This is a genomic window from Plantibacter flavus, assembly GCF_900177615.1.
GTDB lineage: Bacteria > Actinomycetota > Actinomycetes > Actinomycetales > Microbacteriaceae > Plantibacter > Plantibacter flavus.
This window is the reverse complement of sequence record NZ_FXAP01000004.1, coordinates 300,182-325,268: the sequence shown is the minus strand read 5'-3', so window position 1 is coordinate 325,268 and position 25,087 is coordinate 300,182. Positions and strand designations below refer to the sequence as shown.

General features: G+C 70.9%; 20 protein-coding genes, 1 tRNA gene and 1 other RNA gene. 10 read left to right on the top strand and 12 right to left on the bottom strand.

The features are described from left to right. Positions 1-192 precede the first annotated feature (192 nt). On the bottom strand, positions 193-1,068 hold the full coding sequence (locus B9Y95_RS13995; RefSeq protein WP_200811421.1) for an aminoglycoside phosphotransferase family protein: 876 nt from the start codon (positions 1,066-1,068) through the stop codon (positions 193-195). Positions 1,069-1,680: 612 nt separating this feature from the next. Here B9Y95_RS13995 and B9Y95_RS13990 point away from each other — a divergent pair. After that, positions 1,681-2,283, top strand: a complete 603-nt coding sequence (locus tag B9Y95_RS13990; protein ID WP_085512597.1) for a GNAT family N-acetyltransferase — start codon at positions 1,681-1,683, stop codon at positions 2,281-2,283. Between the two features lie 88 nt (positions 2,284-2,371). Here B9Y95_RS13990 and B9Y95_RS13985 read toward each other — a convergent pair whose 3' ends face one another. Beyond that, a complete protein-coding gene (locus B9Y95_RS13985; RefSeq protein WP_143736493.1) occupies positions 2,372-2,881 on the bottom strand; it encodes a hypothetical protein in 510 nt (169 codons plus the stop codon). A gap of 203 nt (positions 2,882-3,084) precedes the next feature. Between B9Y95_RS13985 and B9Y95_RS13980 the strand changes: the two genes are divergently transcribed. The 5 genes from B9Y95_RS13980 (at position 3,085) to B9Y95_RS13960 (ending at position 8,484) form a co-directional block, all read left to right on the top strand. Further along, positions 3,085-3,753: a GntR family transcriptional regulator gene (locus B9Y95_RS13980; RefSeq protein ID WP_085512592.1), complete on the top strand. Its 669-nt coding sequence runs from the start codon at positions 3,085-3,087 to the stop codon at positions 3,751-3,753. Positions 3,754-3,872: 119 nt separating this feature from the next. Next, a complete protein-coding gene (locus B9Y95_RS13975; RefSeq protein WP_079706802.1) occupies positions 3,873-4,883 on the top strand; it encodes a 1-aminocyclopropane-1-carboxylate deaminase in 1,011 nt (336 codons plus the stop codon). A 390-nt stretch (positions 4,884-5,273) separates the two neighbouring features. Continuing rightward, entirely contained in the window at positions 5,274-6,296 is a 1,023-nt protein-coding gene (locus tag B9Y95_RS13970; RefSeq protein WP_085512590.1) for an acyl-CoA/acyl-ACP dehydrogenase, read from the top strand. Next, positions 6,296-7,741, top strand: coding sequence for a bifunctional PIG-L family deacetylase/class I SAM-dependent methyltransferase (locus B9Y95_RS13965; RefSeq protein ID WP_085512588.1), 1,446 nt, complete (start codon positions 6,296-6,298; stop codon positions 7,739-7,741). Before B9Y95_RS13970 ends, B9Y95_RS13965 begins: the two co-directional genes overlap by 1 nt. 23 nt (positions 7,742-7,764) lie before the next feature. Further along, a complete protein-coding gene (locus B9Y95_RS13960) occupies positions 7,765-8,484 on the top strand; it encodes a glycosyltransferase family 2 protein (RefSeq protein WP_234994110.1) in 720 nt (239 codons plus the stop codon). On the opposite strand, the gene B9Y95_RS13955 is transcribed toward B9Y95_RS13960, so the two are convergent. After that, the gene (locus B9Y95_RS13955) at positions 8,469-9,233 is read right to left on the bottom strand and encodes a DeoR/GlpR family DNA-binding transcription regulator (protein WP_085512583.1); all 765 of its coding nucleotides are present in this window, start codon (positions 9,231-9,233) and stop codon (positions 8,469-8,471) included. The genes B9Y95_RS13960 and B9Y95_RS13955 overlap by 16 nt on opposite strands. A 56-nt stretch (positions 9,234-9,289) precedes the next feature. Between B9Y95_RS13955 and B9Y95_RS13950 the strand changes: the two genes are divergently transcribed. Beyond that, positions 9,290-9,649, top strand: coding sequence for a DUF4406 domain-containing protein (locus B9Y95_RS13950; RefSeq protein WP_085512580.1), 360 nt, complete (start codon positions 9,290-9,292; stop codon positions 9,647-9,649). Between the two features lie 54 nt (positions 9,650-9,703). Continuing rightward, on the top strand, positions 9,704-10,204 hold the full coding sequence (locus B9Y95_RS13945) for a GNAT family N-acetyltransferase (protein ID WP_159453414.1): 501 nt from the start codon (positions 9,704-9,706) through the stop codon (positions 10,202-10,204). A gap of 209 nt (positions 10,205-10,413) precedes the next feature. Here B9Y95_RS13945 and B9Y95_RS13940 read toward each other — a convergent pair whose 3' ends face one another. The 8 genes from B9Y95_RS13940 to B9Y95_RS13905 all read right to left on the bottom strand — a co-directional run bounded on the left by B9Y95_RS13940 (position 10,414) and on the right by B9Y95_RS13905 (position 20,537). Next, positions 10,414-11,967 (bottom strand): MATE family efflux transporter, encoded by a 1,554-nt coding sequence (locus B9Y95_RS13940; protein ID WP_085512576.1) that lies wholly within the window; start codon positions 11,965-11,967, stop codon positions 10,414-10,416. Positions 11,968-12,200: 233 nt separating this feature from the next. After that, on the bottom strand, positions 12,201-12,644 hold the full coding sequence (locus B9Y95_RS13935) for a MarR family winged helix-turn-helix transcriptional regulator (protein WP_085512573.1): 444 nt from the start codon (positions 12,642-12,644) through the stop codon (positions 12,201-12,203). Positions 12,645-12,943: 299 nt separating this feature from the next. Then, positions 12,944-13,031, bottom strand: a tRNA-Ser gene (locus tag B9Y95_RS13930). Between the two features lie 143 nt (positions 13,032-13,174). Beyond that, positions 13,175-15,712, bottom strand: a complete 2,538-nt coding sequence (locus tag B9Y95_RS13925) for a transglutaminase TgpA family protein (protein ID WP_123539741.1) — start codon at positions 15,710-15,712, stop codon at positions 13,175-13,177. After that, on the bottom strand, positions 15,699-17,093 hold the full coding sequence (locus tag B9Y95_RS13920) for a DUF58 domain-containing protein (protein WP_085512569.1): 1,395 nt from the start codon (positions 17,091-17,093) through the stop codon (positions 15,699-15,701). The genes B9Y95_RS13925 and B9Y95_RS13920 overlap by 14 nt, the downstream gene beginning before the upstream one ends. A 62-nt stretch (positions 17,094-17,155) precedes the next feature. After that, positions 17,156-18,199: an AAA family ATPase gene (locus tag B9Y95_RS13915; RefSeq protein WP_085512568.1), complete on the bottom strand. Its 1,044-nt coding sequence runs from the start codon at positions 18,197-18,199 to the stop codon at positions 17,156-17,158. Then, a complete protein-coding gene (locus B9Y95_RS13910; protein ID WP_085512566.1) occupies positions 18,196-18,822 on the bottom strand; it encodes a hypothetical protein in 627 nt (208 codons plus the stop codon). The genes B9Y95_RS13915 and B9Y95_RS13910 overlap by 4 nt, the downstream gene beginning before the upstream one ends. Before the next feature lie 1,064 nt (positions 18,823-19,886). Beyond that, on the bottom strand, positions 19,887-20,537 hold the full coding sequence (locus tag B9Y95_RS13905; RefSeq protein WP_085512564.1) for an SDR family oxidoreductase: 651 nt from the start codon (positions 20,535-20,537) through the stop codon (positions 19,887-19,889). Between the two features lie 154 nt (positions 20,538-20,691). Here B9Y95_RS13905 and ffs point away from each other — a divergent pair. Then, positions 20,692-20,788: signal recognition particle sRNA small type (ffs, locus tag B9Y95_RS13900), an RNA gene on the top strand. 198 nt (positions 20,789-20,986) lie between these two features. On the opposite strand, the gene B9Y95_RS13895 is transcribed toward ffs, so the two are convergent. Then, positions 20,987-22,465 (bottom strand): LPXTG cell wall anchor domain-containing protein, encoded by a 1,479-nt coding sequence (locus B9Y95_RS13895; protein ID WP_143736492.1) that lies wholly within the window; start codon positions 22,463-22,465, stop codon positions 20,987-20,989. 445 nt (positions 22,466-22,910) lie between these two features. On the opposite strand from B9Y95_RS13895, the gene pta reads away from it, so the two are divergent. Continuing rightward, positions 22,911-25,079, top strand: coding sequence for a phosphate acetyltransferase (gene pta, locus B9Y95_RS13890; protein WP_085512560.1), 2,169 nt, complete (start codon positions 22,911-22,913; stop codon positions 25,077-25,079). Positions 25,080-25,087: the final 8 nt, after the last annotated feature.

Genomic DNA, 25,087 nt, shown 5'->3' with positions numbered 1-25,087 from the left:
TGAGCGGTTCCCCATTCCCTGAGTGGAGTCCCGATCCAGAAGGTTCCCCCGGTCCCAGAAGGTTCCCCCGTTCCCTGAGCGGTTCCCCGGTCTCTGAGTGGTTCCTCGGTCCCTGAGTGGTTCGCGGTCTCTGAGTGGTTCCCCGTTCCCTGAGTGGTTCCCCGGTCCCTGAGCTTGTCGAAGGGCGCGTACCTACCGGAGGCCGTCTTCGGCGAGGCGACCGAGCTCGACGGTGGCCCGGGCGTCGTCGAGCAGCCCGTCCTGCAGCGACCACACGGCGGACAGTGCGGAGCGCGCGACCCCCCACTCGAGGAGGACGGTTCGCGACAGGCCGAGCGATCGACTCACCAGCTCTATCCGGTCGGCGAACAGCTGCGGGTTCCGCGCCGTCGCTGGATCGGGGTTGCTGAACAGTGCTGCGGCGTCGAAGGCGCGGTGGCCGACGATGCCCTTGGGATCGATCGCCCGCCAGTCGCCGGGTGCGAACTCGAGCACGTTCATGTGGTGGAGGTCCCCGTGGAGCACGACGACGTCGGCGGGGGTCGTGGTGTCGAGCAGTCGATCGGCGAGCTCCCGCCCACGCTCGAGGAACGCGGCGCTCGCCGGATCACCGAGGAGAGTGCCGGGGGCTGAGTCGTCGTCGGCGAGCAGCTCGCGGAACCACCGGCGGAGCGTCGGGAGCTCGGCGATGACGCCACCGGCATCGGTCTGCGCCGGGGTTGCGATCGCCGTGTGCAGAGTGTCGAGCACGGAGCACAGGATCGCGACGGCTCCGAGGTCGCCACCTGCGCGGGTCAGCGAGGCGAGATCACGGCCGCTCGTCGCGCGTTCCAGGACGATCGCGTGGTCATCGCCCGCGAACACCGCCGCACACCCGGCGCCGTTCCACGCCGCGAGCAGCCGCCCGCCGAGCGCCTCCTCGTGGACGAGCGGCACCTTGAGCATCGCCGGTCGTCCGTGGTGCGTCACGGGGAGCAGCCGGCTCGACGGCGTCACGATGAGCTCGCCGTCGGGCACGAGTCGCCACTGCTCGACGGCCGCGTCGATGCTCCCTGGTCGCCATGTCACGAGTCTCAGCCTAGGCAACCCGGTTGAACCGGGGCGTGGGTCGTGCCTCGGGTGGTCCGTGGGTCGCGCCTTGATCGCCCCCTCGGTCGGTCCCTGGGCCGCTCCTCGGTCGGACCCTGGGCCGCTCCTCGATCCTTGGGCCACACCTCGATCGCCCCCTCGGTCGGATTTCGGGCCGCACCTCGATCCCTGGGCCGCACCTCGATCGGTCCCTGAGCTTACCGAAGGGCACACGGGTGGACGCCGCCCTTCGACAGGCTCAGGGACCGGGGAGGCTGGGGCTCAGGGACCGGAGGGTGGGGGGCGGGCTCACGAAGGAACGCCGCCCTTCGACAGGCTCAGGGACCGGGGAGGCTGGGGCTCAGGGACCGGAGGGTGGGGGACGGGCTCACGAAGGAATGCCGCCCTTCGACAGGCTCAGGGACCGGGGAGGCTGGGGCTCAGGGACCGGGAGGGTGGGGGCTCAGGGACCGGGAGGGTGGGGGCTCAGGGACCGGGAGGGTGGGAGCTCAAGGACCGGGAGGGTGGGAGCTCAAGTACCGGGAGGGGGAGCAGGCACCCGAAAGACGGCGAACCGGTCCGTCGGGGTGCCCCGCCGGTTAGGCTGGCGCGGTGACCGAGATCCGCGCGTACCGACCGTCCGACCGCGCCGCCGTGGCGGCGATCTGCACCCGAACGGGCGACTCGGGGGCGGACGCGACCGGGCAGTTCAGCACGGACGACCTCCTGCCCGACATCTATGCCTTGCCCTACGTCGAGCACGAGCCCGAGTTGGCGCTGCTCGTCGACGCCGGTGCCGGCCCGATCGGCTACATCCTGGGCACCGCGGACACGACCTCCTTCGACCGCTGGTTCGTCGAGCGCTGGTGGCCGACCGTCGAGAGGAAGTACGAGGCCGCGGCGGCCTCCGGTGCCGCCTCGGAGGGGGAACGCGGCATCGTCCGATCCGCGACCGACCGCGGGGGTCTGGCCCCGGAACTCCTCGCGCAGTATCCGGCGCACCTGCACATCGACCTGCTGCCGGAGACACAGGGGATGGGTGTCGGCAGACGGCTCATCGACACGTTCTGCGAGCTCCTCGCGGAGCGCGGCGTCCCGGGCGTGCACCTCGGAGTCGGCGTCGCGAACACCGGGGCGCAGCAGTTCTACCAGCGGACGGGCTTCATCCGGGTGGACGGCGATCCCGGGGCCCACTGGTACGCGAAGGCGCTCTGACCCGGTCGGTGTCCGACCCGGACCGGATCCCGCGCGGTGCGACAGCGCTCTGGCGCTCCATCGCAGTAGCCGGTGCGAGACGTGTCGGTTAGAGCAGTTCGGCGCGCGCCCAGCGCAGGCGCTCGAGGGGGGTGAGCAGATCGGGGTGGTCTTCGCGCAGGTCGTCGAGCGAGACCGGCTGGCGAGGTCGCTCCACCGGGCCGTCGTAGGCGGCGACGACAGCCGCGATGCTGTCCGTGCTCCAGCGGTTGCTGCGCATGCGGAGGAGCGGTCGGTTCTCGGCGTCGCAGACGAAGAACTGCGAGCTCGCTTGCAGCCCCCGACCTCGGAACTCGAAGAGCAGGCTGCGGCCGATCGCCTCCCGCGGCACGAACCGTTGCCGCCCGACGATGGGCTGCTCGAGGAACCCGTCACGACACACGACGATGCGTTGGCGTCGAGACAGGACGGCCACGCCGAGCAGCACGACCATGCCGATGATGCCGAGCGTGATGACCCACGCGCGTTCGACACTCGGGGCGGGGCCGACGAGCCAGAGCGAGACACCCCAGACGGGGAGGACGACGATGGCGGCGCTCAGGACCGCGCTCCAGAGCACGCGTGGATGCGGTCTGACCGTCACCGGTTTGTCACCCCGTCGCACCACGCGCTCACCCCCGCCGACCATCGTGGCCTGCTTTCAGTGGGTGGACAATCCGCCATCTGGGGGACAAGTAGGACGAATACCCCATTCTTCGAGCCGGTCCACCCGATTGCGCTGATGCGCTTGACTTCGCGGTCTCGCGATGTGCAATATATTGCATGCCTGCTCCCGCTCAAGCCAACCCGCATCGCCGAGCGCTCCTCCGCGACGACGTCTATCAGTCGCTCCGCAACGCGATCGTCGACGGGACATTTGTTCCGGGCGAGAAGCTCGTCGACACCGAACTCGAACGCTGGCTCGGCGTGAGCCGCACGCCCATCCGTGAGGCCGTCCTGCGCCTCGCCCGGAGTGGGCTCGTCATCGCGAAACCCGGACGGTCGACCGTCGTCGCCCCGCTCGACAGCCGGGCGACGTTGCAGGCGCAGGCGGTCGCCGCCGCCATGCACGAACTCGCCGTCCGTGAGGCGGTGCCGCACCTGAGCGCGGCCGACCTCGATCGCATGCGCGCGGCGAACCGTGACTTCGCAACCGCGCTCCAACGTGACGATGCCGACGCGGCGCTCGCAGCGGACGACGCCTTCCACGCCGTGGCTGTGGACGTGGCCGGGAATCCGTTCATCCGTGATGCGCTCGAGGCGGTCACCCCGTTGCTGCGCCGGATCGAACGGTTGCGATTCTCCTCGGTCGCCGCGCGCGGGTCGATCGCGCAGCACGACGCCGTCATCGAGCACTGTGCGGAGGGGGACGTCGACGCGGCGGCCGCGCTCGTCCGGGGCAACTGGACGACCCTCGCCGACCTCGTCCTCGCCCACCTCGACGAGGACTGAGCGGCGCCCACCACTTGACCCGTTCCCCACCACCCGACCCGCTCCCCGAGCTCGTCGAGGGGCCCGCCGGCACCGATCGCCACCACTCAGCCGCACCACCGAGACCCAGGAGCCACCACATGTCCCTCAGCGACTTCTCGCGCTACCCGCTCACCTTCGGACCGAGTCCCGTCCACGAACTCAACCGCCTCACCGCCCACCTCGGTGGCGCGACGATCTGGGCCAAGCGCGAGGACGTCAACAGCGGTCTCGCCTACGGCGGCAACAAGACCCGCAAGCTGGAGTACCTCATCCCCGACGCGATCGCGCAGGGTGCCGACACGCTCGTGTCGATCGGTGGCTACCAGTCCAACCACACGCGTCAGGTCGCTGCGGTCGCGGCGAAGCTCGGGATGCAGGCCGTGCTCGTGCAGGAGAACTGGGTGGACTGGCCCGACTCGGTGAACGACCGGGTCGGCAACATCATGCTGTCGCGGATCATGGGTGCCGAGGTCCGTCTCGATCCCGCGGGCTTCGGCATCGGCTTCAAGTCGAGCTGGGAACGTGCCCTCGACGACGTGCGCGAACGCGGCGGCACCCCGTACGCGATCCCGGCCGGGGCGTCGGATCACCGGCTCGGTGGTCTGGGATTCGCGAACTGGGCCGCCGAGGTCGAGCAGCAGGAGCGTGAACTCGGGGTGTTCTTCGACACGATCGTCGTCTGCAGCGTCACCGGGTCCACGCACGCCGGCATGATCGCCGGGTTCGCCGGGCAGGACCGACCGCGCCGGGTGATCGGCATCGACGCGTCGGCGAAGATCCAGGAGACCCGCGACCAGGTCGCACGCATCGCCCGCAACACGGCGGAGCTCATCGGCCTCGAGCGCGAGCTTCGCGACGACGAGATCACGGTGTTGGAGGGGTGGGCGGGCGACCTCTACGGGATCCCGGTCGAGTCGACGATGGAGGCGATCCGCTTGACCGGTCGGCTCGAGGGCGTGATCATCGACCCGGTGTACGAGGGGAAGTCGATGGCGGGGCTCATCGACCTCGTGACGAGCGGTGACATCCCGGCGTCCAGCAACGTCCTCTACGCGCACCTCGGTGGGCAGCCGGCGATCAACGCCTACAGCGCCCTCTTCCGCGACTGAGCCGGTGCCCGGCACCTCGCCCGAGCGGGGTGCCGGCGCGGTGCGCTGGGCTGAGGTGTCGAAACCTGGCGTCAGCGCGGTGCGCTGACGTGAACCCGAGGGAATCGGCGTGAGCGCGGGTCAGGCGACCGAGCGCGCCCTTCCGGAGACCCGCGCCCACGTCGATGACCCGCGCTCGCGTCAGCGCACCGCGCTGGCACCCCTCCGGAGACCCGCGCCCACGTCGCTGACCCGCGCTCGCGTCAGCGCACCGCGCTGACCCACTACCAGGGTCGATGGTCGCGGTCCAGGGGCGGGCGGCGTCGCGTGGCGGTGCGAGACTTGGACCTCCACGACGCGAGGAGGTCGCATGCGCGCACCGATGGAACCCCGACACCAGACGCGGAACGCATGATCCGTCTGCAGCCGACCGCCTGGCCCACCAGCGGCACCTCCCTCGACCTCGGCGCCCTGCACGACGCGGCGACAGGGGCGTTGGCGAGCATCGAGTCGCGCCTGGCCTTCACGTCGACGGCCGTGCGACTCGTCGGCCCGCTCGAACAGCACACCGCCGGGCGGGTCTTCGCGGGACTCGGCGCGATCGCGGCGGTCGACGTCACGCTCGCACGCGTCGTCGAACCGCACCTCGACGCGCTCGCCATCCTGCATCAGGCCGACCTCGAACCGCCGGCCGTCTCCACCTGGGGTGTGTTCGCGGCCGAGGCACCAGGGCTGCGTCTCGACGCGACCATGGTCGACGACGCCTGGCAGCTGACGGGCACCAAGCCGTGGTGCTCCCTCGCGTCCCACCTGAGCGACGCCCTCGTCACCGCCCACACCGCGCCGGGGGAGCGGCGGCTGTTCGCCGTCGCACTCACCGACCCCGGGGTCACGACCGACGACAGCGCGTGGCTCGCCCGCGGACTGCCGCTCGTCCCGAGTGGCCCGGTCGGCTTCGACGGGGTCCCCGCCTCCCCGGTCGGCGACGACGGGTGGTACCTGCGACGCCCCGGCTTCTCCTGGGGCGGGATCGGCGTCGCCGCCTGCTGGTGGGGCGGCGCGATCACGCTCGTCGACCGCCTGCTCGCCGCTGCACGCACGCGACCCGACGCCGACCTCCTCCTCCGCACGCTCGGCGCCGCGGCCATCGACCTCTCGATCGCCGAGCAGGCGATCGCCGACGCGGCCCAGGCCATCGAGCACGGCCACGCCGACGACGTGGCCGGTCCGCGCCTCGCCCAGCGCGTGCGGTCGACGGTCCGCGGTCGGGTCGACGCCATCCGCGCCGGGGTGCTCGGAGCACTCGGTCCCGGCCCGCTCACCTCCGAACCCGCGTATCTCGCGCGGATGTCCGACCTCGAGCTCTACGTCCAGCAGGACCACGGCGACCGCGACCTCGCGCGCTACGGCCGCATGCTGGTGGAGGCCGACTGATGCCCGCCTTCGACCACCGCGATCCCGGCACGTCGGCAGCCGCCTGGGCGACCCGCTTGCACGAGCTCGACCTGCCCGTCTGGGACGGCTGGCGCCACGCCACCGATGTCGTCGTCCTGTCGCCGCACCCCGACGACGAGTCGCTCGGAGCCGGCGGGCTGATCGCGGCAGCCGCAGCCGCCGGGATCCCGGTCGAGGTCCTCCTCGTGACCCTCGGCGAGGGATCGCACCCCGACTCGCCGACCACCACCCCCGAGGAACTCGCCCCGCGCCGGGAGGCGGAGTTCGTCGACGCGGTCGGTCGTCTCCACCCGACGGTCGGGTACGACGTCCTGCACATCCCGGACGGCGGCCTCGACACCGAACGCGCGGGCATCGCGGAGCGACTGCGTGCAGCCGTCGCCACCGCCGGGTCGCGACCGCTCATCGTCGCCCCCTGGCGCGGCGACGGGCACCGCGACCACCGGATCGCGAGCGAACTCGCCACGGCCCTCGCGACCGAGCTCGACCTCGCGCTCGTGGAGTTCCCCATCTGGCTCTGGCACTGGGCCGACACCGACGACGCGACCCTGCCGTGGGCCGAGGCGCGGATCGTGCCGCTCGACGCGGCGGCGCACGGAGCGAAGATCGCCGCGATGGACGCCTACCCCTCGCAGACGGAGCCCCTCTCGGACGCACCGGGCGACGAGGCGATCGTCGACCACCACCATCTGCAGCACTACGCACGGCGGTTCGAGGTGCTGTTCCCGAACGGACGTGCGCTGGGCCTCGAGCCCGACGGCGACCCGGATGCAGGTGCGGCGGCGGATTCCGACACCGACACCGCCACCGACGCAGCGACGGCCGATACGACCTCGCGGTCGAAGGAGTCGTTCGAGGACCACTACCGCGACCACCCCGACGGCTGGGACTTCGGGTCCTGGTACGAGGAGCGCAAACGTCGGGTCCTCCTCGCCGCCCTGCCGCGTCAGCGCTTTGGCTCGGTGCTCGAACTCGGCTGCGCGACGGGCGTCCTCACGGAGCGGCTCGCGGACCGCAGCGACGACGTGCTCGGGGTCGACATCGCCGAAGCGCCACTCGAGACCGCCCGTCGACGGGTGCCCGCGGCCCGGTTCGAACGGGGCACACTCCCGGACGACTGGCCGAGTGGTGCGTTCGACCTCGTGGTGATGTCGGAGGTCGGCTACTACCTGTCGGCGAGCGACCTCGACCGGGTCATCGACCACCTCCTCGGCTCGCTCGCTCCCGGCGGGAGCATCGTCGCATGTCACTGGCGGCACGCCGACGACCACGCCACGACCTCGGCCGAGTTCGTCCATCGCCGGTTGCTCGAACGCTGGCCCGGCCGTCGGTCGATCCAGCACGTCGAGGACGACTTCCTGCTCGACGTCCTCGTGCCTGCCGATGAGGCGAGCGTCGCCGCGGTGGACGGTCTGACGGGCTGATGCTGCGTCGGATCGATGCCGTCGTGCCCGCACACGACGAGGAGGAGCTGATCGGGGCATGCCTCGACGCGCTGCTCATCGCGCGTTCCGCCGTGCTGCGTGTCCGTCCCGAGCTGCAGGTGGGGATCGTCGTGGTGCTCGACGACTGCCGCGACGACACGGCGCGGATCGTCCGGGCGCGGTTGGCGGGCTTCGGCCCCGAGGAGGCGGTCACCGTCGTCATCGACGAGCGCAGTGTCGGGGCGGCCCGGCGGGCGGGTGTCGCGGCCGCTGTGGGATCGGGTGCTGGGGGATCAGGTGCTGTCGGATCGGCCGCTGCCGACGTGTCAGAGCGGTGGATCGCCAACACCGACGCCGACTCGCGCGTCCCGGAGGACTGGTTCTCCGTGCACGCCGATGCGTTCGACGACGGTGTCGACGTCCTCCTCGGGACCGTCCGTCCCGCCTTCACGGACTTCTCCGAGGACGACGTGGAGCGGTGGTCGCTGACCCACCCGCCCGGACATCTGCCGGGCAACGTACACGGGGCCAATCTGGGTGTCCGGGCCGATCGGCTCGACGAACTCGGCGGCTTCCGTGAGCTGGCCGAGCATGAGGACGTCGATCTCGTCGAGCGTGCCCGGGCATCGGGCCTCCAGGTCGTGCCGACGCTGGATGCGCCCGTCGAGACCTCGGGTCGGCGACGCGGCCGGACCCCGGGTGGCTACGCCGCGTTCCTCGCCGAGACCTACCCGCGATCCTGATGATCCCGCGCGTCTGAACCCTCGGTTCGCGTCGATGGATCAGGTCCGTCCGTCTTCGGGTCGACGATGACCTCGGTGACCTCGCCGACATCGAGCACCGGGTACCGGGAGACGGCTCCGACCTTCTCCTCGCTCGCGAGCACGTAGACGTCGGTGCTGCGCTCGGCGAGGGCCCGTTTCGTCGCGGCGTCGTCGAGGTCGCCGGTGGTGAGGCCGTGTTCGGGATGGAAGCCCGTGACGCCGAGGAAGCAGGCGTCGGCGCTCAGGTGGCGAATGGCTTCCGCGGCGAGAGCGCCGCCCGCGACCATCGAGTGACGTCCGAGTTCGCCGCCGATCATGATGACGCGTGCCGGCGAGTGCTCCGCCACGGCGAGTGCGACCGCCGGGCTCGGGGTGATGACGGTGAGGGTCGGGTCGTCCGGGAGGAGTCGCGCGAGTGCGAGCGCGGTGGTGCCGGCGTCGATGATGATGGTGCTGCCGGGTCGGATCCGCTCGGCGGCGATGCGGGCGACGCGCTCCTTGCTCGCCGTCCCGAGGGACAGTCGATCCCGGAACGGGCGGTCGGCCGCCGGGACCGGGAGCGCCCCGCCGTAGACGCGGACGCAGAGGCCGGCTTCGGCCAGCTCGCGGAGGTCTCGGCGGATCGAGTCCTCGGAGAGTCCGAGCGCAGCAGCGGCGTCCTTCGCGACGATCCGGCCGTCCCGATCGAGGAGGTCGAGCAGGTGTGACCGTCGTTGGGCGCTCAGCATGCGTGCTCCTTCGTGATGTTGCACGATCGTGCACGGTTAACGCTACAGTGCTGGACATGACAACGCCACTCCTCATTCTCATCGCCGGCCCTTACCGCTCCGGGACCGGCGGTGATCCCGACGCCATCGCCCGCAACCTGGAACGACTCGAAGCCGCTGCGGCGCCCATCTACGCGCTCGGTCACGTCCCGATGATCGGGGAGTGGGTCGCGCTGCCGATCCTGCGTGGGATCGACACCGCGGCGGGCGACAGTGACGTGATGTACGAGACGGCGAGGCGGTTGCTCCAGCACTGCGACGCCGTACTCCGGTTGCCGGGGGAGTCGTCCGGTGCCGACACCGACGTCGCGATCGCCCGTCAGCGCGGAATCCCCGTGTACACCGAGCTCTCGGAGATCCCGGCGTTCGAGGGCTGAGGTCGCTTGCTCGCGGCGTCGCGGCCTCCCGGCGCTCCGGCTAGGCTGACGCGCGTGCTCGATGACGCCCGGATCCGCCGCTACCGCGACACCGATGCGCGAGCGACCAGGTCGGTCTTCCGGCGCGCGGTGCGGGTGACGGCTGCCGCCCACTACACGGCCGAGCAGCTCGCCGCCTGGGTGCCGGACGACCCGGCAGGCGCCGTGCTGGACGATTGGGCCGCCCGGCGTGCCGCGGTGACGACGTGGGTGGCCGAGCTCGACGGTTCGGTGGTCGGATTCACCGATCTGCACGTCGAGACCGGCTACCTCGACATGCTGTTCGTCGATCCGGACGCGGGACGACGCGGTGTCGGGTCCGCGCTCATCCGTCAGGTGCTCGACGAAGCCCGGGCGGTGGGGCTCGGGGAGGTGACCGTGCAGGCGAGTCGGACGGCGCAGCCGGTGTTCGAGCGCCACGGCTTCGTCGTGGTCCGCGAGCAGCGCGTCGAGCGCCGCGGGGTGCTCATCGAGAACGCGGTGATGCGGGTGGTCCTCGACGCCTCGGCGGGGTGATGCGCCCGGGCCGGTCCGCGCGCCCGGCGGGGTGTCGCCAGCGCGGAGCGCCGACCCGAGCGCGGTGGTGTGGGCGCCGGCGCGGTGCGCTGACGTGAGATAGCTGCAATCGGCGTGAGCGCGGGTCATGGACGTGGGCGCGGCCCTCTGGAGGCCCGCGCCCGCGCGTGTGACCCGCGCTCACGTCAGCGCACCGCGCTGGCAGTCCGTCAGGCGTCGGCGAGTTGCGCCTCGGCGCGCTCCGGGGAACCGGCTGCGAGCCCCCGATCGATGGCCCGTCGCGAGCCGAGCCAGAGCAGGACCCCCACCAGGAAGACGATGACCTCCGTCACGGTGAGCGACCAGACGATGCCACCGAGTCCGAACCACAGGTTCCCGAGGAGGACGATCGGGACGAACAGCACGCCCTGGGTGACGGCCATGACCGCCGCGGGAAGTGCTCGCCCGGTCGCTTGGAAGAGCGAGGTGATGAGCCCGGTGAACCCGTTGGCGATCATCGCGGTGAGCTGGGCGACGAGGATCGTGACGCCGAGGCCGAGGACGGCGGGATCGGCGATGAACGCGGAGACGATCGGCTCACGCAGGACGAAGACGACGCCGGCGAAGAGGACCGAGATCCCACCGACCGCGAGTGCCGAGGCGCGGAGAGCGGACCGGAGGCGCGCGCCGTCGCCCTTGCCGAACGCGTAGGCGAGCAGTGGGAGCACGCCGAAGGTGACGCCCATCACCAGGAACTCGGGTACCTGGGCGATCCGGACCGCGACGCCCATGGCGGCGAGTGGGGCGTCTCCGTAGGCCGCGGCCAGCGTGTTCAACACGAGCGCGGTGACGATGAGGAACCCGGACTGCAGGAGCGTGCTGACACCGACCCCGAGGACCGGCTTGAGGATGGTCGGTGACAGCGTGAACCAGCGCGGTGCCAGGCTGACGTGCTCGCTGTTGCGCTGCAACCACGCCACGAAGTAGACGAGGACACCGAGGTTCGCCACGCCCATCGCGAGCGCCGCACCGGCGACACCCCAGCCGAAGCCGAGGATGAAGACGAGATCGAGGACGAGGTTCGCCACGGCCGACGCGATGAGGGCGATCATCACCTGACGGGCGGCACCCTCGGCCCGCACGAGCTGTTCCAGGCAGAACGCGGTCGCCATGACGGGGATGAACGCGAGCATGACACCGATGAACGCCGAGGTCGCCGGGGCGGTGACCGCGTCCGCCCCGAGCAGTGACACGAGTGGACCGAGGAAGACGAGGCCGATCCCACCCAGGACGGCGCCCGTCAGGAATGCGCCCCAGACGGAGAAGGAGGCGGCCCGTTTGATGTCCCCGGCCTGTGCCGGGTCGTGTTCGGAGGCGCCCAGGAGTCTGGAGATGAGGGCGCCGCCACCGACGCCGAACAGGTCGCCGATGGCCATGATCAGTCCGAGGATCGGGGCTCCGAGCGTGATCGCGGCGAGCAGGGTGGTGTCGTGCAGCGAGCCGACGACACCCGCGTTGATGAGGTTGTAGACGGCGCTCACGACCAGGGCCGCTGCCATCGGGACGCACAGGTGGATCAGTGCCCTGATGATCGGGGCGGTCGAGAGGTACCAGCGGTTGCCACCCACCGCGTTCGCGGCGCCGGTGACCGGAGCGGAGGCGGTCGCGGTGTCGGGTGCGGCGGCAGGGACGGAAGTGGTCGTGGATGCGGCGTCCGTCGAGGGTGCGGTGCTGCGGTCGATGGGTGTTCCGGTTGTCGGATCGGTGTGGTCGTCGGGGTGCATGGCAGGCTCCGTTTCGGGCGGGTTCCGGGCGCGACGATGAGCGCCGGCGCGGCGAGGGTTCGATGATGGGGTGGTCGTCCGGCGCGGCTGGGCGGAAGGGCTCAGCAGGCGTCCGGGCGCGACGGACAGCGCCGTCGTGGCGTTCGCGGTCGCCATCGTGTGCGGCGGTCGGTGGATGACGCGGCGAGTGGTCTCGGCGCGTGGTCAGGGAGCTCGGGTTCCCCGAGCGTCGATCAGCGGGTCGGCTGCGGCAGGTGGGCCGTCAGCTTCGTGAGCAGAGCGTGCAGGGTGTCGCGTTCGCTCTGGTCCAACGGGGTGAGGATGATGTCGTCGGCCTCGGCCATCGCGGTCTCGAACCCGGCGATGAGGTCGGTGCCGAGCGGGGTGGCGTAGACGCGCTTGGTGCGTGCGTTTCCGTCTTCCGTGCGGCGTTCGACGAGGTCTCGACGTTCGAGTCCCTGCAGGAGGCTCGAGACGCTGGCGGCGCTCGTCCGGCTCACCTCGGCGATGTCGCGTTGGCTCGATCCTGGATGCCGGACGAGGTGGCCGAGGACGAAGGCCTGTTCGTGACTGAGCTCGCGGGCTCGGATCCAGTCCTCGCCGGCTTTGCGCTGGGCCCACCCGATCCAACGGACCAGTTCGAGTGCGCTGCTGAGAGTGGGTGTCTCGTCGTCCATGGTTAGAACACTAACGCTTTGAGTTCTAACTGTCAACCATCGAATGATCCACTCATTCAGCGCGGTGCGCTGACGTGAGGTGGGCGGACTCGGCGTCAGCGCGGTGCGCTGACCCGGGAGTCGCGCATTCGGCGTGGGCGCGGGTCGTAGCCCTGAGCGCGACCCTCCGGAGACCCGCGGTCACGCGTGTGACCCGCGCTCACGTCAGCGCACCGCGCTGGCACCACGGGAATACGTCACTTGGGTTGACCCCGGAAACGCAGAACGCCCCGCGGTGGGCGGGGCGTTCACGGCGAAGCTGGCGGAGAATGGGGGATTCGAACCCCCGAGGGCGTTAACCCAACACGCTTTCCAAGCGTGCGCCATAGGCCACTAGGCGAATTCTCCATGGCTGTTTGTGAAAAACGGCCAGATAGCAGCATACCTGGTTCCCGGACCGCCGCGCGCCACCCGGCCCCGCCGCCGCGCTCCGAGCCCGGCCGAGCACGAACACCCACGGTCGGAGACACCGACACGGACCGCCGCTCCAGTCAGCTCGCGGCAGGCGGTCGCCAGTCCACCCGTTGGTCGCGCCGCAGCACGAGCGATCGAGGGAGGACTGCCGCGAGGACACGTTCGAGCGGCTGGCTCGCCGACCGCAGGGCCGCCTTCGCCTCAGCCAACGCCGCGTCGATCGAACCGGCGCTCGCCGCACCGCCAGCCGAGGAACCGATCCGCGGATCGCCCCAGCCGTCGGGTCGCTCACCGGCACTCGGCGCATAGCTCTCCCGTTCGACCGCCGCCACCAGCCGGTCGACGGCCGGGGACTCGATCCGGAACTGCCCACGCAACCTCGACGCGAACCCGCGTGGTGACTCCGCCGACGTCACGGGGAAGCCGAGGTCGCGGGCGGTGTCGAGGAACTCCGACCAGGCCCAGCCCGACGACGTCCCGTCGGCGAGGGCACGCCGCCGCCCGGCCGCACGCCGGAGACCTCGGGCGATCGACGGGGTGGCGAGCAGCACCAGCACACCGAGCAGGATCGAGAGCGGGACGAGGGCCGCGGTGAAGGCCCCGCCGGACTGGGTCGAGGTCGGTCCGCCGAGCGCGTCCGCGGTGGGGGTGGGCGTCGACGCCGCGGTCGGAGCCGGACGGCTGTCGGGACTCACCGATCCGCTGCCAGGCGTCGCCGTGCTCGCATCACTGAACTGCGTCACGACCCCACGGCTGGCCGTCGGCTCGAACGGCACCCAGCCCACACCCTCGAAGTACAGCTCCGGCCAGGCGTGCAACTGGTCCGAGGTGACGATGTAGGTGTCACGGTTCGCCGGGGTGTTGTCGATCGTCGTGCCCGGCAGGTACCCGATGGCGATGCGCGCGGGGATGCCGAGGACGCGCGACATCACGGCCATCGCGGATGAGAAGTGGATGCAGTAGCCGGCCTTGCGCTCCAGGAACGTCGCGATGACCTCCGCCCCGCTGCCGTCGAAGCCCTCCTCGACGGGTGCCGACTCCGAGTACTCGAAGGTGCTGCGGAAGTAGCGCTGCAGGGCGATCGCTCGGTCGTAGTCGGTCGAGGCGGTCGCCGTGACGTCGGCGGCCGTGTCCCGGATGATCTGCGGCAGGTCGTCGGGTAGCTCGAGGTACGGGGCGGCGGACGCCGGGTCGGCGACCGGCGGGACGTCGCGCATCTGCTGCGCCGTCGGCAGGATCGCCGTGCTCGTCGCCGTGTACGTCTGCCCGCGGGTGGATCCACGCTCCGCCATCGCCGTCAGCCCGGCGGCCTCGAACCGCCAGTCACCGCGGAGCCCGTCGACCTTTTGCGTCGGATACGGCAGCGGCAGCCACGGGCTCGACAGCGCGTCCACCGTGACCGTCGTCTCGAAGGTCTCCACCGGGATCGCTTCGCTGAGCCCCGCCGGCGCGGGGAAGGCGTCCAGCGTGTTGCCGTCGTTGTAGCCGGAGTTGTCCGGTCCCCAGACGGTGCCGGTGAACTCGTTGAGGTCGGTGACCTTGAGGTACGGCGGTTCGTCGGCGGTGGTCGTGTACTCCAGGGCGGTCGTGTTCGCGGGGCGCCGCAGGCTCTGGCCGAGCGAGATGAGCGGGTTGATGCCGTTCACGAACGGACCGCTGCCGCGGGCGCCGGCGGTGACGTCCCGCACGGCGAGGTCGGGGAGCACGGCCGGCGTGAGGAGGGCGACCACCACGGCCACGGCACTGACCAGGACGGCCGGGCCGAGGCCTCCGAATCGACCGGCACCGGTCATCGCCGACGGGCCGACGCCGCGTCCATCGCCGGCAGCCCGGGCCGAGGCAAGGCCTCGCAGCAGCTCCCGGCGTCGGACGTCCTCACGGAGCAGCCAGAGGAAGGAGAGCGCGACGAACGCGAACACCCACGGATCGAGGGGGAACGACACGGCGACCGTCGGCCCGGCGTACACGGCGAAGACCAGGACGGCTGCGAGCACCGGCGCGTGCCGGCCGAGCACGAGCCAGGCGACCGCCAGCGCGACGAGGCCGCCGCCCGCGGCCATGACGAAGACCACGCCGGCGTCGGTGTCGAGTGGGGCGGAGCCGTCGTGGAAGGTCTGGAACCCGGCGTCACGCAATCGCTCGAAGGCGCCGAGCGTCGTCGGGGTCGGGACGATGCCGACGATCGCCGTCTCGCTGGCGAAGAACAGCGTGATCGTCAACAGCCACGCGACGCCGGCGCCGAGCCACACGAACACCGCCGGCAGTCTCGTGCGCCGGAGGAGGATCACCGTGGCGAGGACGATCGCGATGACGAGGTTCGTGACGAACCACCAGCCGAGCGCGTCGAGCACCCGCCCGAAGCCGAGACCGCCCGTCGCGAGGAGGAGGAAGGCGGCGAGGCCCAAGCGCAGATCGCCGACGTTCGCGGTGTCGCGCGGGTCGTCGCGGCGTCCGCCGGCGCTTCCCGACCACGACCCACCGCTGGTTCCACCGCGCGACGGTCGCCGGGGGGTCGACGAGCGGGCACTAGGACGGACACCCGAGGGCACCCCTCCGCGAGACGGCACACGGCCACGGGCGGCCGCCGCCGCGCGGCGTTCCTCAGCGACGGACATACGCACCTCCGGCGCCCCGGCGACCGCCCTGGCCGCCCCGACCGCCGCGGCCGACCGACTGCGGCGCCAGCGTGGTGGTCGCCGGACCGCTCGTGCCGGACCACAGGGCCTGGAACGATGCGCCGCGCTCGCCGACGTGACAGCGCCACCCGGCTGATTCCAGGAGCTCGATGCTCCGACGCCGGGCGCCGGCCGGGAGGAGTGCGACGGGGAGTGGTGAGAGGTGCGCGACGGCGGTCAGCTCGCCGAGGTCGCCCTCCTCGACGTCGCCGAGGATCGCGATGACCGGTTGCGACCGGCGCGCGGCGATGACGGGTGAGAGGTCGAGGAACCGATTGGGCTGCACCGATGGTCGCAGGAGGGCCAGGTCGAGCAGGGCGGCGTCGAGGTCGTCCTCCTCGAGATGTTGCCCGCCGCGGGCGAGCGCGTCGCCCATGTCGCCGACGGGGCTGGACCGCAGGCCACCGGACGCGGATCTCGCGCTGATCTCCCGGGAGAGCTCCTCGGTGCCGGCACCGACCAGGTTGACGCGGTAGTCGGCGTCGACGAGGTGGGCGGTGATCGAGGCGGCCAGCGACACGGCCTGCTCGAACGCCGGCAGGTACGACGGATCGTCGTCGGGCCAGGCCCAGTGGGCTGCGGCGGTGTCCAGGAGTACGGTCGCCTCGGGGTCGTTGCGCTGCTCCTCCTGCCGCACCATCAGCTCACCGTGGTGCGCGCTCGCCCGCCAGTGCAGTCGGCGGATCGCGTCCCCCGGCAGGTAGGGACGGGCGATGATGTCGTCCTCGCCCGCGCCGACGTGCAGCGACGACGGGCGGGTGGAACCGTCGCGACTGGCCGTGAGCGCGGGGATCTCGGGGAGGGCGACGACCTCTGGCAGGACGACGACCGCATGCGTCCCGCCCACGTCGCGACGACGGACGACGAGTCCGAACGGGTCGCTCACGGTCAGCCCGAGCGGGCCGAGCTCGTGCTCCCCGCGACGCAGCGCCGTCACGGTGTACTCGGCCGTCCGGCGGCGTGAACCGATGCCCGCGACGCCGGTACTCGGCAGGGTCCCCTCGGCGCTGCCGGCGAGTCCGGCCGGCACGCGGTCCTTCCACTCCGTGTGGACGTGGGGGAGTGCGCTCGTCTCGGCGATCGTGACCTCGACGGAGATCCGCCCGCCGACCGCGACGAGGTCGGGCCGGGTGATGCGGTCGACCCGGAGCGACGGTCGCTCGAGGTAGACCGCGCCGAAGCTGGCGGCCACGAGCGCGACGAGCAGGCCGGCCGCTGCGAGTAACTCTGGCGAGCCGATCCCGCGCGCGAAGATGAGGCACACGCCGGCCGCGATGAGCACGCCGACCGCGCGTCTCGTCAACGGCACGCGACGCTTCATGGGCTCAGGACCTCCGGTGCCGGATCACGGCGATCCAGCGGTCGCGGTGCGGGGCCATCGGATCAGGACCTCAGCTCGGTGCGACCGGAGTGCGGCACGGGTGTCCGCTCCAGCAGCTCGACGAGCACCTCGGAGACGGCCTGGACACCTGAGCGGTCGTGGGCGCTCACCGCACGGCGGGTGGGGATGAGCCGGTGGGCGAGGACCGGTGCGAGCAGCTGGTCGATGTCGTCGGGGAGGACGAACTCGCGGCCGTCGAGCGCTGCGAGCACCTTGGCCGCGCGGACGAGCTGCAGGGTGGCTCGCGGGCTCGCGCCGAGTCGGAGTTCGGGGTGCACGCGGGTCGCCTGCACGAGCGAGACGCAGTACTGCTCCACGATCGGCGACACGAAGACACCGCGGGCCCAGGCGATGAGGCGTTCGACGTCGCCGCGCGACGCGACCGGACCGATGGTGTCGAGCGGGTTGACCGTGTCACGCTGGCGGAGCATCGCGAGCTCCGCGGACGCGTCGGGGTACCCCATCGAGATGCGCGCCATGAAGCGGTCGCGCTGAGCCTCCGGCAGGGCGTAGGTGCCCTCCATCTCGAGCGGGTTCTGCGTGGCGACGACCGTGAACGGCGACGGCAGGGCGTGCGTCTCGCCGTCGACCGTGACCTGACGCTCCTCCATCGACTCGAGCAGCGCCGACTGGGTCTTCGGCGAGGAGCGGTTGATCTCGTCGGCGATGACGATGTTCGCGAATACCGCGCCGGGCTTGAACTCGAACTCGCGGTCCACCTGGTTGAAGATCGAGACGCCGGTGACGTCGGACGGGAGCAGGTCGGGCGTGAACTGGATGCGGCGGACGGTGCTGCCGACGGATGCGGCGAGGGCTTTCGCGAGGACCGTCTTGCCGACGCCGGGGACGTCCTCGATGAGCAGGTGACCCTCGGCGAGCATCACGATGAGCGCCATCCGGGCCGCGAACGGCTTGCCGTCGAGGACGCGCTCGACGTTGTCGAGGATGCGCTCGGCCAGCACCTGGAACTCCTCGGCGTTCAACGGTGGCTTCAGTTCGGCGACGGTGTCCCGCGGGGCGCGGCTGGTGTTGCTCTGCTCGGTCATGGTCGGCTCCTGCGGTCGTGGTCGAGCATGCGCTTGAACAGCAGCGCGACGATGGTGGCGAGGCCGATCGTGATGAGGGTCGGGGCGAGTGCTCCGAGGAACTGCATCCAGAGGTAGTTGTCGGTCGGGCCGCTGTCTCCGACGAACCCGCGGTACAGCAGGGTGAACGACTGCCACAGCCCCACGCCGCCGCCGAGGGTGAAGACGACACCGACGATCCAGAGGACCCGTTCCCAGACGGCGGCGCGGACCCGGTGGGCGTCGGCGGCGTCGAGGTACTCGCCGTACCGTTCCTGGTCGAGCTGGGTCTGCTGCGTGTCGGGACCCGCCGCCCCAGGCGGATCGGCGACCGCCGTGGTGTCGCCGGTCCGGGCTTCGAACGGGTGCACGCGACGGTCGGTCTGCGATGGCATGCCGCGGGACGGCTGGGCGCGCGGGCCATCGTCGAACCGGTCGTCGGTCGGTGGGCGGACGGGTCGTCCGTCGGTCGGCGGCTGGATGAGCTGCGGGGCGACCTCCTCGAGCGACGCGAGGCGGCTGCGGCGGCCGGTGTCACCCACGTTCGGGCGCGGGCGATCGTCGGTGTGTCCGCGCTGGAACGCGGGGTCGTAGCGTTGGTCCATCGTCGGCCTCCGTCGCGCTGCGTACATCGTCCGGGCCGGAACCCGTTGCCCGATCCTAGGACTGATAACGAACAGGTAACACCCCTGGACGTGTCGCCCACAGGAACTCCATATGTGCGCCAGGTCGCGCGCACACGGTGCCGGTACCGGTCAGGGAACTCTTCGGAGCCGTCGCGGGCATCGGTTGTGGTGCACTTCGACAGGCTCAGTGACCGGTGTTCGTCGCCCGTCCTCGTTCCGGTCCCTGGAGTCTTCTCCGGTCCCTGAAACCTTCTCCGGTCCCTGGAACCCTCGCCGGTCCCTGAAACCCTCTCCGGTCCCTGAGCTTGTCGAAGGGTGGTGTCTCGCGTGTGCACTTCGACAGGCTCAGTGACCGGTGTTCGTTGCCCGTCCCCGTTCCGGTCCCTGGAACCTTCTCCGGTCCCTGAGCTTGTCGAAGGGTGGTGTCTCGCGTGTGCACTTCGACAGGCTCAGTGACCGGTGTTCGTTGCCCGTCCCCGTTCCGGTCCCTGGAACCCTCTCCGGTCCCTGAAACCCTCCCCGGTCCCTGAGCTTGTCGAAGGGCGGTGTCTCGCGTGTGCACTTCGACAGGCTCAGTGACCGGTGTTCGTCGCCCGTCTCCGTTCCCTGGAGTCTTCTCCGGTCCCTGGAACCCTCTCCGGTCCCTGAGCTTGTCGAAGGGCGGTGTGTCCCGTGTGCACTTCGACAGGCTCAGTGACCGGTGTTCGTCGCCCGTTCCCGTTCCGGTCCCTGGAACCTTCTCCGGTCCCTGAGCTTGTCGAAGGGTGGTGTCTCCCGTGTGCACTTCGACAGGCGCAGTGGCCGGTGTTCGTTGCCCGCCTCCGTTCCGGTCCCTGAGCTTGTCGAAGGGTGGGGTCTTCTCGTGGTGCCCTTCGACAGGCTCAGGGACCGGGTACCGGGTCAGGGACCGGGTACAGGGTCGGGGACCGAGAACCGGCTCGGGGACCGGGTCTTCCGGAGACGACGACAGGCCCGGGAACGGGGATCCGTTCACCGAGCCTGTGCCGGTGCCGCCCTTCGACAAGCTCAGGAGCCGGACTGGCCTACAGCGCCGAGAGCGCCTCGCGGATCGGGGTCTCGCCGCCGATGACCTCGAACTGCGTGCGGGACGCCGCACCCGATTCGATGAGCGCGAACAGCACGGCGGCGACGTCGGCGCGCGGGATCGAGCCGCGGTCGGTGGTCGTCGCGGCGGTGATCGTGCCGGTCGGGGCGTCGTCGGTCAGGCCGCCCGGACGGACGATCGTCCAGTCGAGGTCGCGCCCGCGGAGGTCGGCGTCGGCCTCGGACTTCGCCCGCAGGTAGACCTGGAACACGTCGTTCGACTCCGGGTCGAAGTCGTCGGTGCTCATCGCCGACACCATGATGTAGCGAGGGACCTTGGCGAGCTCGGCCGCCTCGGCGAGGAGGATGGCGCCGTCGCGGTCGAGGGTGAGCTTGCGGTCGGCGCCGCTGTTCGGGCCGGCTCCCGCCGCGAACACGACGACGTCGGCCCCGGCCAGTTCGTCGGCGAGTTCTGCTGCCGAGGAGTGCTCGAGGTCGAGGACGATGGCTCGGGAGCCGATGCCCTGGAGCTCGCCCACCTGCTCGGGGTTGCGGATGATGCCGGCGGGGGAGTGTCCTGCTTCGGCGAGCAGTCGCTGCAGGTGCAGGGCGATCTGTCCGTGTCCTCCGGCGATGACGACGTCGGTCATGTGAGTCCTCTCGTTCGATGCGGTCCCGATCGGTGCGCCGTCCGTTCGTGGGGACGGCGGTCGATCGGTGGTCTGGGGCCAGTGCTCCCAGATCCGCCAGTCAACGCCTCAACCGGGGCGTACGCAACCCGGTCGCGGCTCGGGTACACTGGGTGACGGCTCCCCGCGTGGCGCCATCCAGGCCAACTCCCCCAGGGCGGAAACGCAGCAAGGGTAACCGGGCTCTGGCGGGTGCGCGGGGAGTCTTTTCGTGCGTGCGGTGCGTGCGGTGGCCGTCTCCGGCCCGGCACGATCGGCCCGTCCGCGTCACAGCAGGACATCCGCCTCGCAGCCGGACATCCGGCGCCGCTTCCTCCTGCTCTCGCGCCGATCTCCTGCGACTGCGGAAGCACGCGAAAGCCCCGGAGCCCTGCGCATGGCAGGACCCCGGGGCTCGGGAGTGCGTCAGATCAGCTGAGCTGTGCGCGACGCTTCCGGACGACGAGCAGAGCGGCTCCACCGAGCATCAGCAGGGCGCTGAGACCGATGAACGCGGTGCCGTCGACACCGGTCGACGCGAGGGAGTTCCCGGCGTTGGCTGCCGGCGGCGTGGCTGCACCCGGTGCGACAGCGGCCGGGGCCGCAGCGAGGGTGAAGGACACGGGCTCGGACGGTGCCGAGATCTGGTCGACCTCGGTCGGGGCGGGGACGGTGCTCTGGATCGCGACGGTCGTGTACGCGTTCGGTGCGAAGGCGAGCGTGACGCTCCACTGACCGTTCTCGTCGACGAGGATGTCGTCGGCGGGGTCGGCCGGCTCGGCTGCAGCTCGGGCGTTCGCGGAGACCTCGTCGAGGGCGGCGGTCGGCACGGTCAGGAGACCGATGTAGGCACCGGGCTCGCCGGTTCCCGTGAACGTGACGCGGTCGCCGACGACCGTCTGGCCCTCGGTCGGGCTGGTGATGCTCGGAGCGCCGAGGACGGTGTTGACCGGGAGCGTGAAGTTCACGGTCTGCTCGCCGCGGCCTGCGCCGCCGGTGACCTGGTTGACGTTGACCGTCTGGGCGACGGCTGCGTCGTCGGCGTAGGTGCCGGTGGTGGTCCACTGGCCGCCCGTGACGACGGCGGCGGTGGTGCCGGGGACGCGGTCTCCGTTGGTGTCGAGCACGTTGACGGTGGAGCCGTCGGTGCCGGTACCGGTGAACGTGACCGTGCGGGAGCCCAGCTGCTGGCCTTCGGTCGGGCTCGTGACCGCGAAGGTCTGCGCGGGCACGGTGGTCGGGAGCGTGAAGTTCACGGTCTCTTCGCCGCGGCCTGCGCCGCCGGTCAGCTGGTTGACGTTGACCGTCTGGGCGACGGCTGCGTCGTCGGCGTAGGTGCCGGTGGTGGTCCACTGGCCGCCCGTGACGACGGCGGCGGTGGTGCCGGGGACGCGGTCTCCGTTGGTGTCGAGCACGTTGACGGTGGAGCCGTCGGTGCCGGTACCGGTGAACGTGACCGTGCGGGAGCCCAGCTCCTGGCCTTCGGTCGGGCTCGTGACCGAGAAGACGGGGGCGACGGCCGGGAGGGAGAAGTCGACGGGGACCTGCGGGATGCCACTGCCGCCGAAGAGGCCACCGACCTTGATGTTCTGGGCGACGGTTGCGTCGTCCGCGTACGTCGGGAGCTGGACGCTGTAGTCGATGGGCTGGCCGAAGCTGCCGCCGACGTTGGTCCGAGCGAGCGGGGTGGTGCCGTCCGCCGCGTAGACGATGACGGTCGAGCCGCCGAACACGGAACCGGTGACGGTGACGGTGCGGGAGTCGACGGTGGAATTCTGAGCCGGCGCGGTGACTGTGAGGCCGGCTTCGGCAGCGGAGGCCGGTGCTGCGGTGAGCACCGCGCCGCCGAGGGCAAGAGCGATGGCGGCGGGCACGGCGAGTGCCTTCCGCCAGGACAGGTGTCGTGACAAGAGCATTCCTTGGGTTCGGGAGTCGGTTTGGGTCGTCCGGGATGACAGGCGCGTGCGACTGTGCAGTGCGTCCGTGTTCTTGGACGGGTGTTCTGACCGGACCGGGCGTCCGTCAAATGTCGGTTGCCCTGCGGGAGAAGCTAACAGTTCCCTGAGAGCTTTCGGCCCCCAAGCGGAAATTGGCTAATCGACAAAAATGCCTGGTCAGCGCAACGCTACGCGGGTGTAGCGCGGGGATCGGCGGCCACTTCGGCGGAACGTCGCGGTTGTCGAGCGTGTAAGCGTTTCCATTGCCAACCATTCCCGCAGTCGCGCTGGCCGCAACATTCATGACGGCGGATATCCAGGCTTGCCCCGGGCCGGATTCGCTGCTACCGCTCCCCGCGAGGACGACATTGTGCGCTTACCCAGCCCCCGCAGAGCCCGCCCCCGTAGGCTGGAAACCGTGGCGCGAAGCATTTACATCATCTCTGCCGAAGGACACTCCGGGAAGTCGACGGTGGCCCTCGGGGTCCTCGACACCCTGAGCCATCAGATCGAGCGGATCGGGGTGTTCCGCCCCATCGCACGGTCCACGACGAAACCCGACTACGTGCTGCAGCTGCTGCTCGAGCACGACGGCGTCGACCTCGCCTACGAGGACTGCATCGGCGTCAGCTACGACGACGTGCACACCGATCCCGAGGCGGCGCTCTCGCGCATCGTCCAGCGGTACAAGCACATCGAGGCGCAGTGCGACGCGGTCGTCATCCTCGGCTCCGACTACACCGACGTCGGCAGCCCGACGGAGCTCGGCTACAACGCGCGGATCGCCACCAACCTCGGCGCACCCGTCCTCCTCGTGCTCGGCGGCCGCGCCGGTCAGGGTGCGGGGGAGCAGCTCGGCCAGTCCGTCGCCCGCACGCCCGACGACATGCGCAACATCGCCGAACTCGCCCTGGGCGAGCTCGCCGACGCCCACGCCCAGTTGCTCGCCGTGGTCGCGAACCGCGCCGATCCAGACAAGCTCCTCGAGATCACCGCCGCGATCAGCGACGCCATCCACCCGAACGGCTCCGCGAACGGTTCCGTCGTCGCACCGGCCGGCCACGCCGCCGGTGCCGCGATGGTCCCCGTCTGGGCCATCCCCGAAGACACCTTCCTCATCGCCCCGACCATGGACAGCATCCTCGAGGCCGTCGACGGCACCCTCGTGAAGGGCAGCGAGGAGCTGCTCACACGCGAGGCGCTCGGCGTCGTCGTGGCGGGGATGTCCATGGTCAACGTGCTCCCGCGCATCACCGAGGGATCCGTCATCGTGATCCCCGCCGACCGCACCGAGGTGCTGCTCGCCGCACTCATGGCCAACGCCTCCGGCACGTTCCCGTCCATCGCGGGCATCGTCCTCAACGGTGGGTTCCCGCTGCCCGAGGTCGTGGAAGAGCTCATCTCCGGTCTCGGCGAGATCCCGCCGATCGTCAGCACCGACCTCGGCACTTACGACACCGCGGTCCGCGTCATGAACACTCGCGGCCGTCTCGCCGCCGACTCGCAGCGCAAGTACGACACCGCGCTCGCGCTGTTCGAGCAGAACGTCGACGCACCGCTCCTGCTCGAGCTGCTCAACGTGGCGCGCGCCGACGTCGTCACGCCCCTCATGTTCGAGTACGGACTGCTGGAACGTGCGCGGTCGAACCGCAAGCACATCGTCCTGCCGGAGGGCGACGACGACCGCATCCTCCGTGCGGCCGGCACCCTGCTCGCCCGTGAGGTCGCCGACCTCACCATCCTCGGTGAGGAGATCGAGGTGCGGTCACGGGCCATCGAGCTCGGCATCGACCTCAGCAAGGCGACCATCGTCAGCCCCTTCGACGCGGTCCTGCGCCTCAAGTTCGCCGATGAGTACGCCCGGCTGCGAGCGCACAAGGGCGTCACGATCGACATGGCGAGCGACGCCGTCACCGACGTCTCCTACTTCGGCACGATGATGGTGCACCTCGGGCTCGCCGACGGCATGGTCTCGGGTGCCGCCCACACGACGGCGCACACGATCCGGCCGTCGTTCGAGATCATCAAGACGAAGCCCGGCGTCTCCGTGGTGTCGAGCGTGTTCCTCATGGCGCTCGCCGACCGCGTGCTCGTCTACGGCGACTGCGCCGTGAACCCCGACCCGACCGACGCCCAGCTCGCCGACATCGCGATCTCGTCGGCCGAGACGGCGGAGCAGTTCGGGATCGAGCAGCGCATCGCGATGCTGTCGTACTCCACCGGTGACTCCGGTGCGGGCGCCGACGTCGAGAAGGTCCGCTCAGCGACCCGACAGGTGCGTGAGCGTCGGCCCGACCTCCTCGTCGAGGGGCCGATCCAGTACGACGCCGCCGCCGACGCCGCGGTGGCCGCGACGAAGATGCCCGACTCGCAGGTCGCCGGCCGCGCGACGGTGTTCATCTTCCCCGACCTCAACACCGGCAACAACACGTACAAGGCGGTGCAGCGTTCCGCTGGCGCCGTCGCGATCGGTCCGGTGTTGCAGGGGCTCAACAAGCCGATCAACGACCTGTCGCGCGGCGCGCTCGTGCAGGACATCGTCAACACGGTCGCGATCACCGCCATCCAGGCGCAGGAACAGGAATAGGTCCAGAC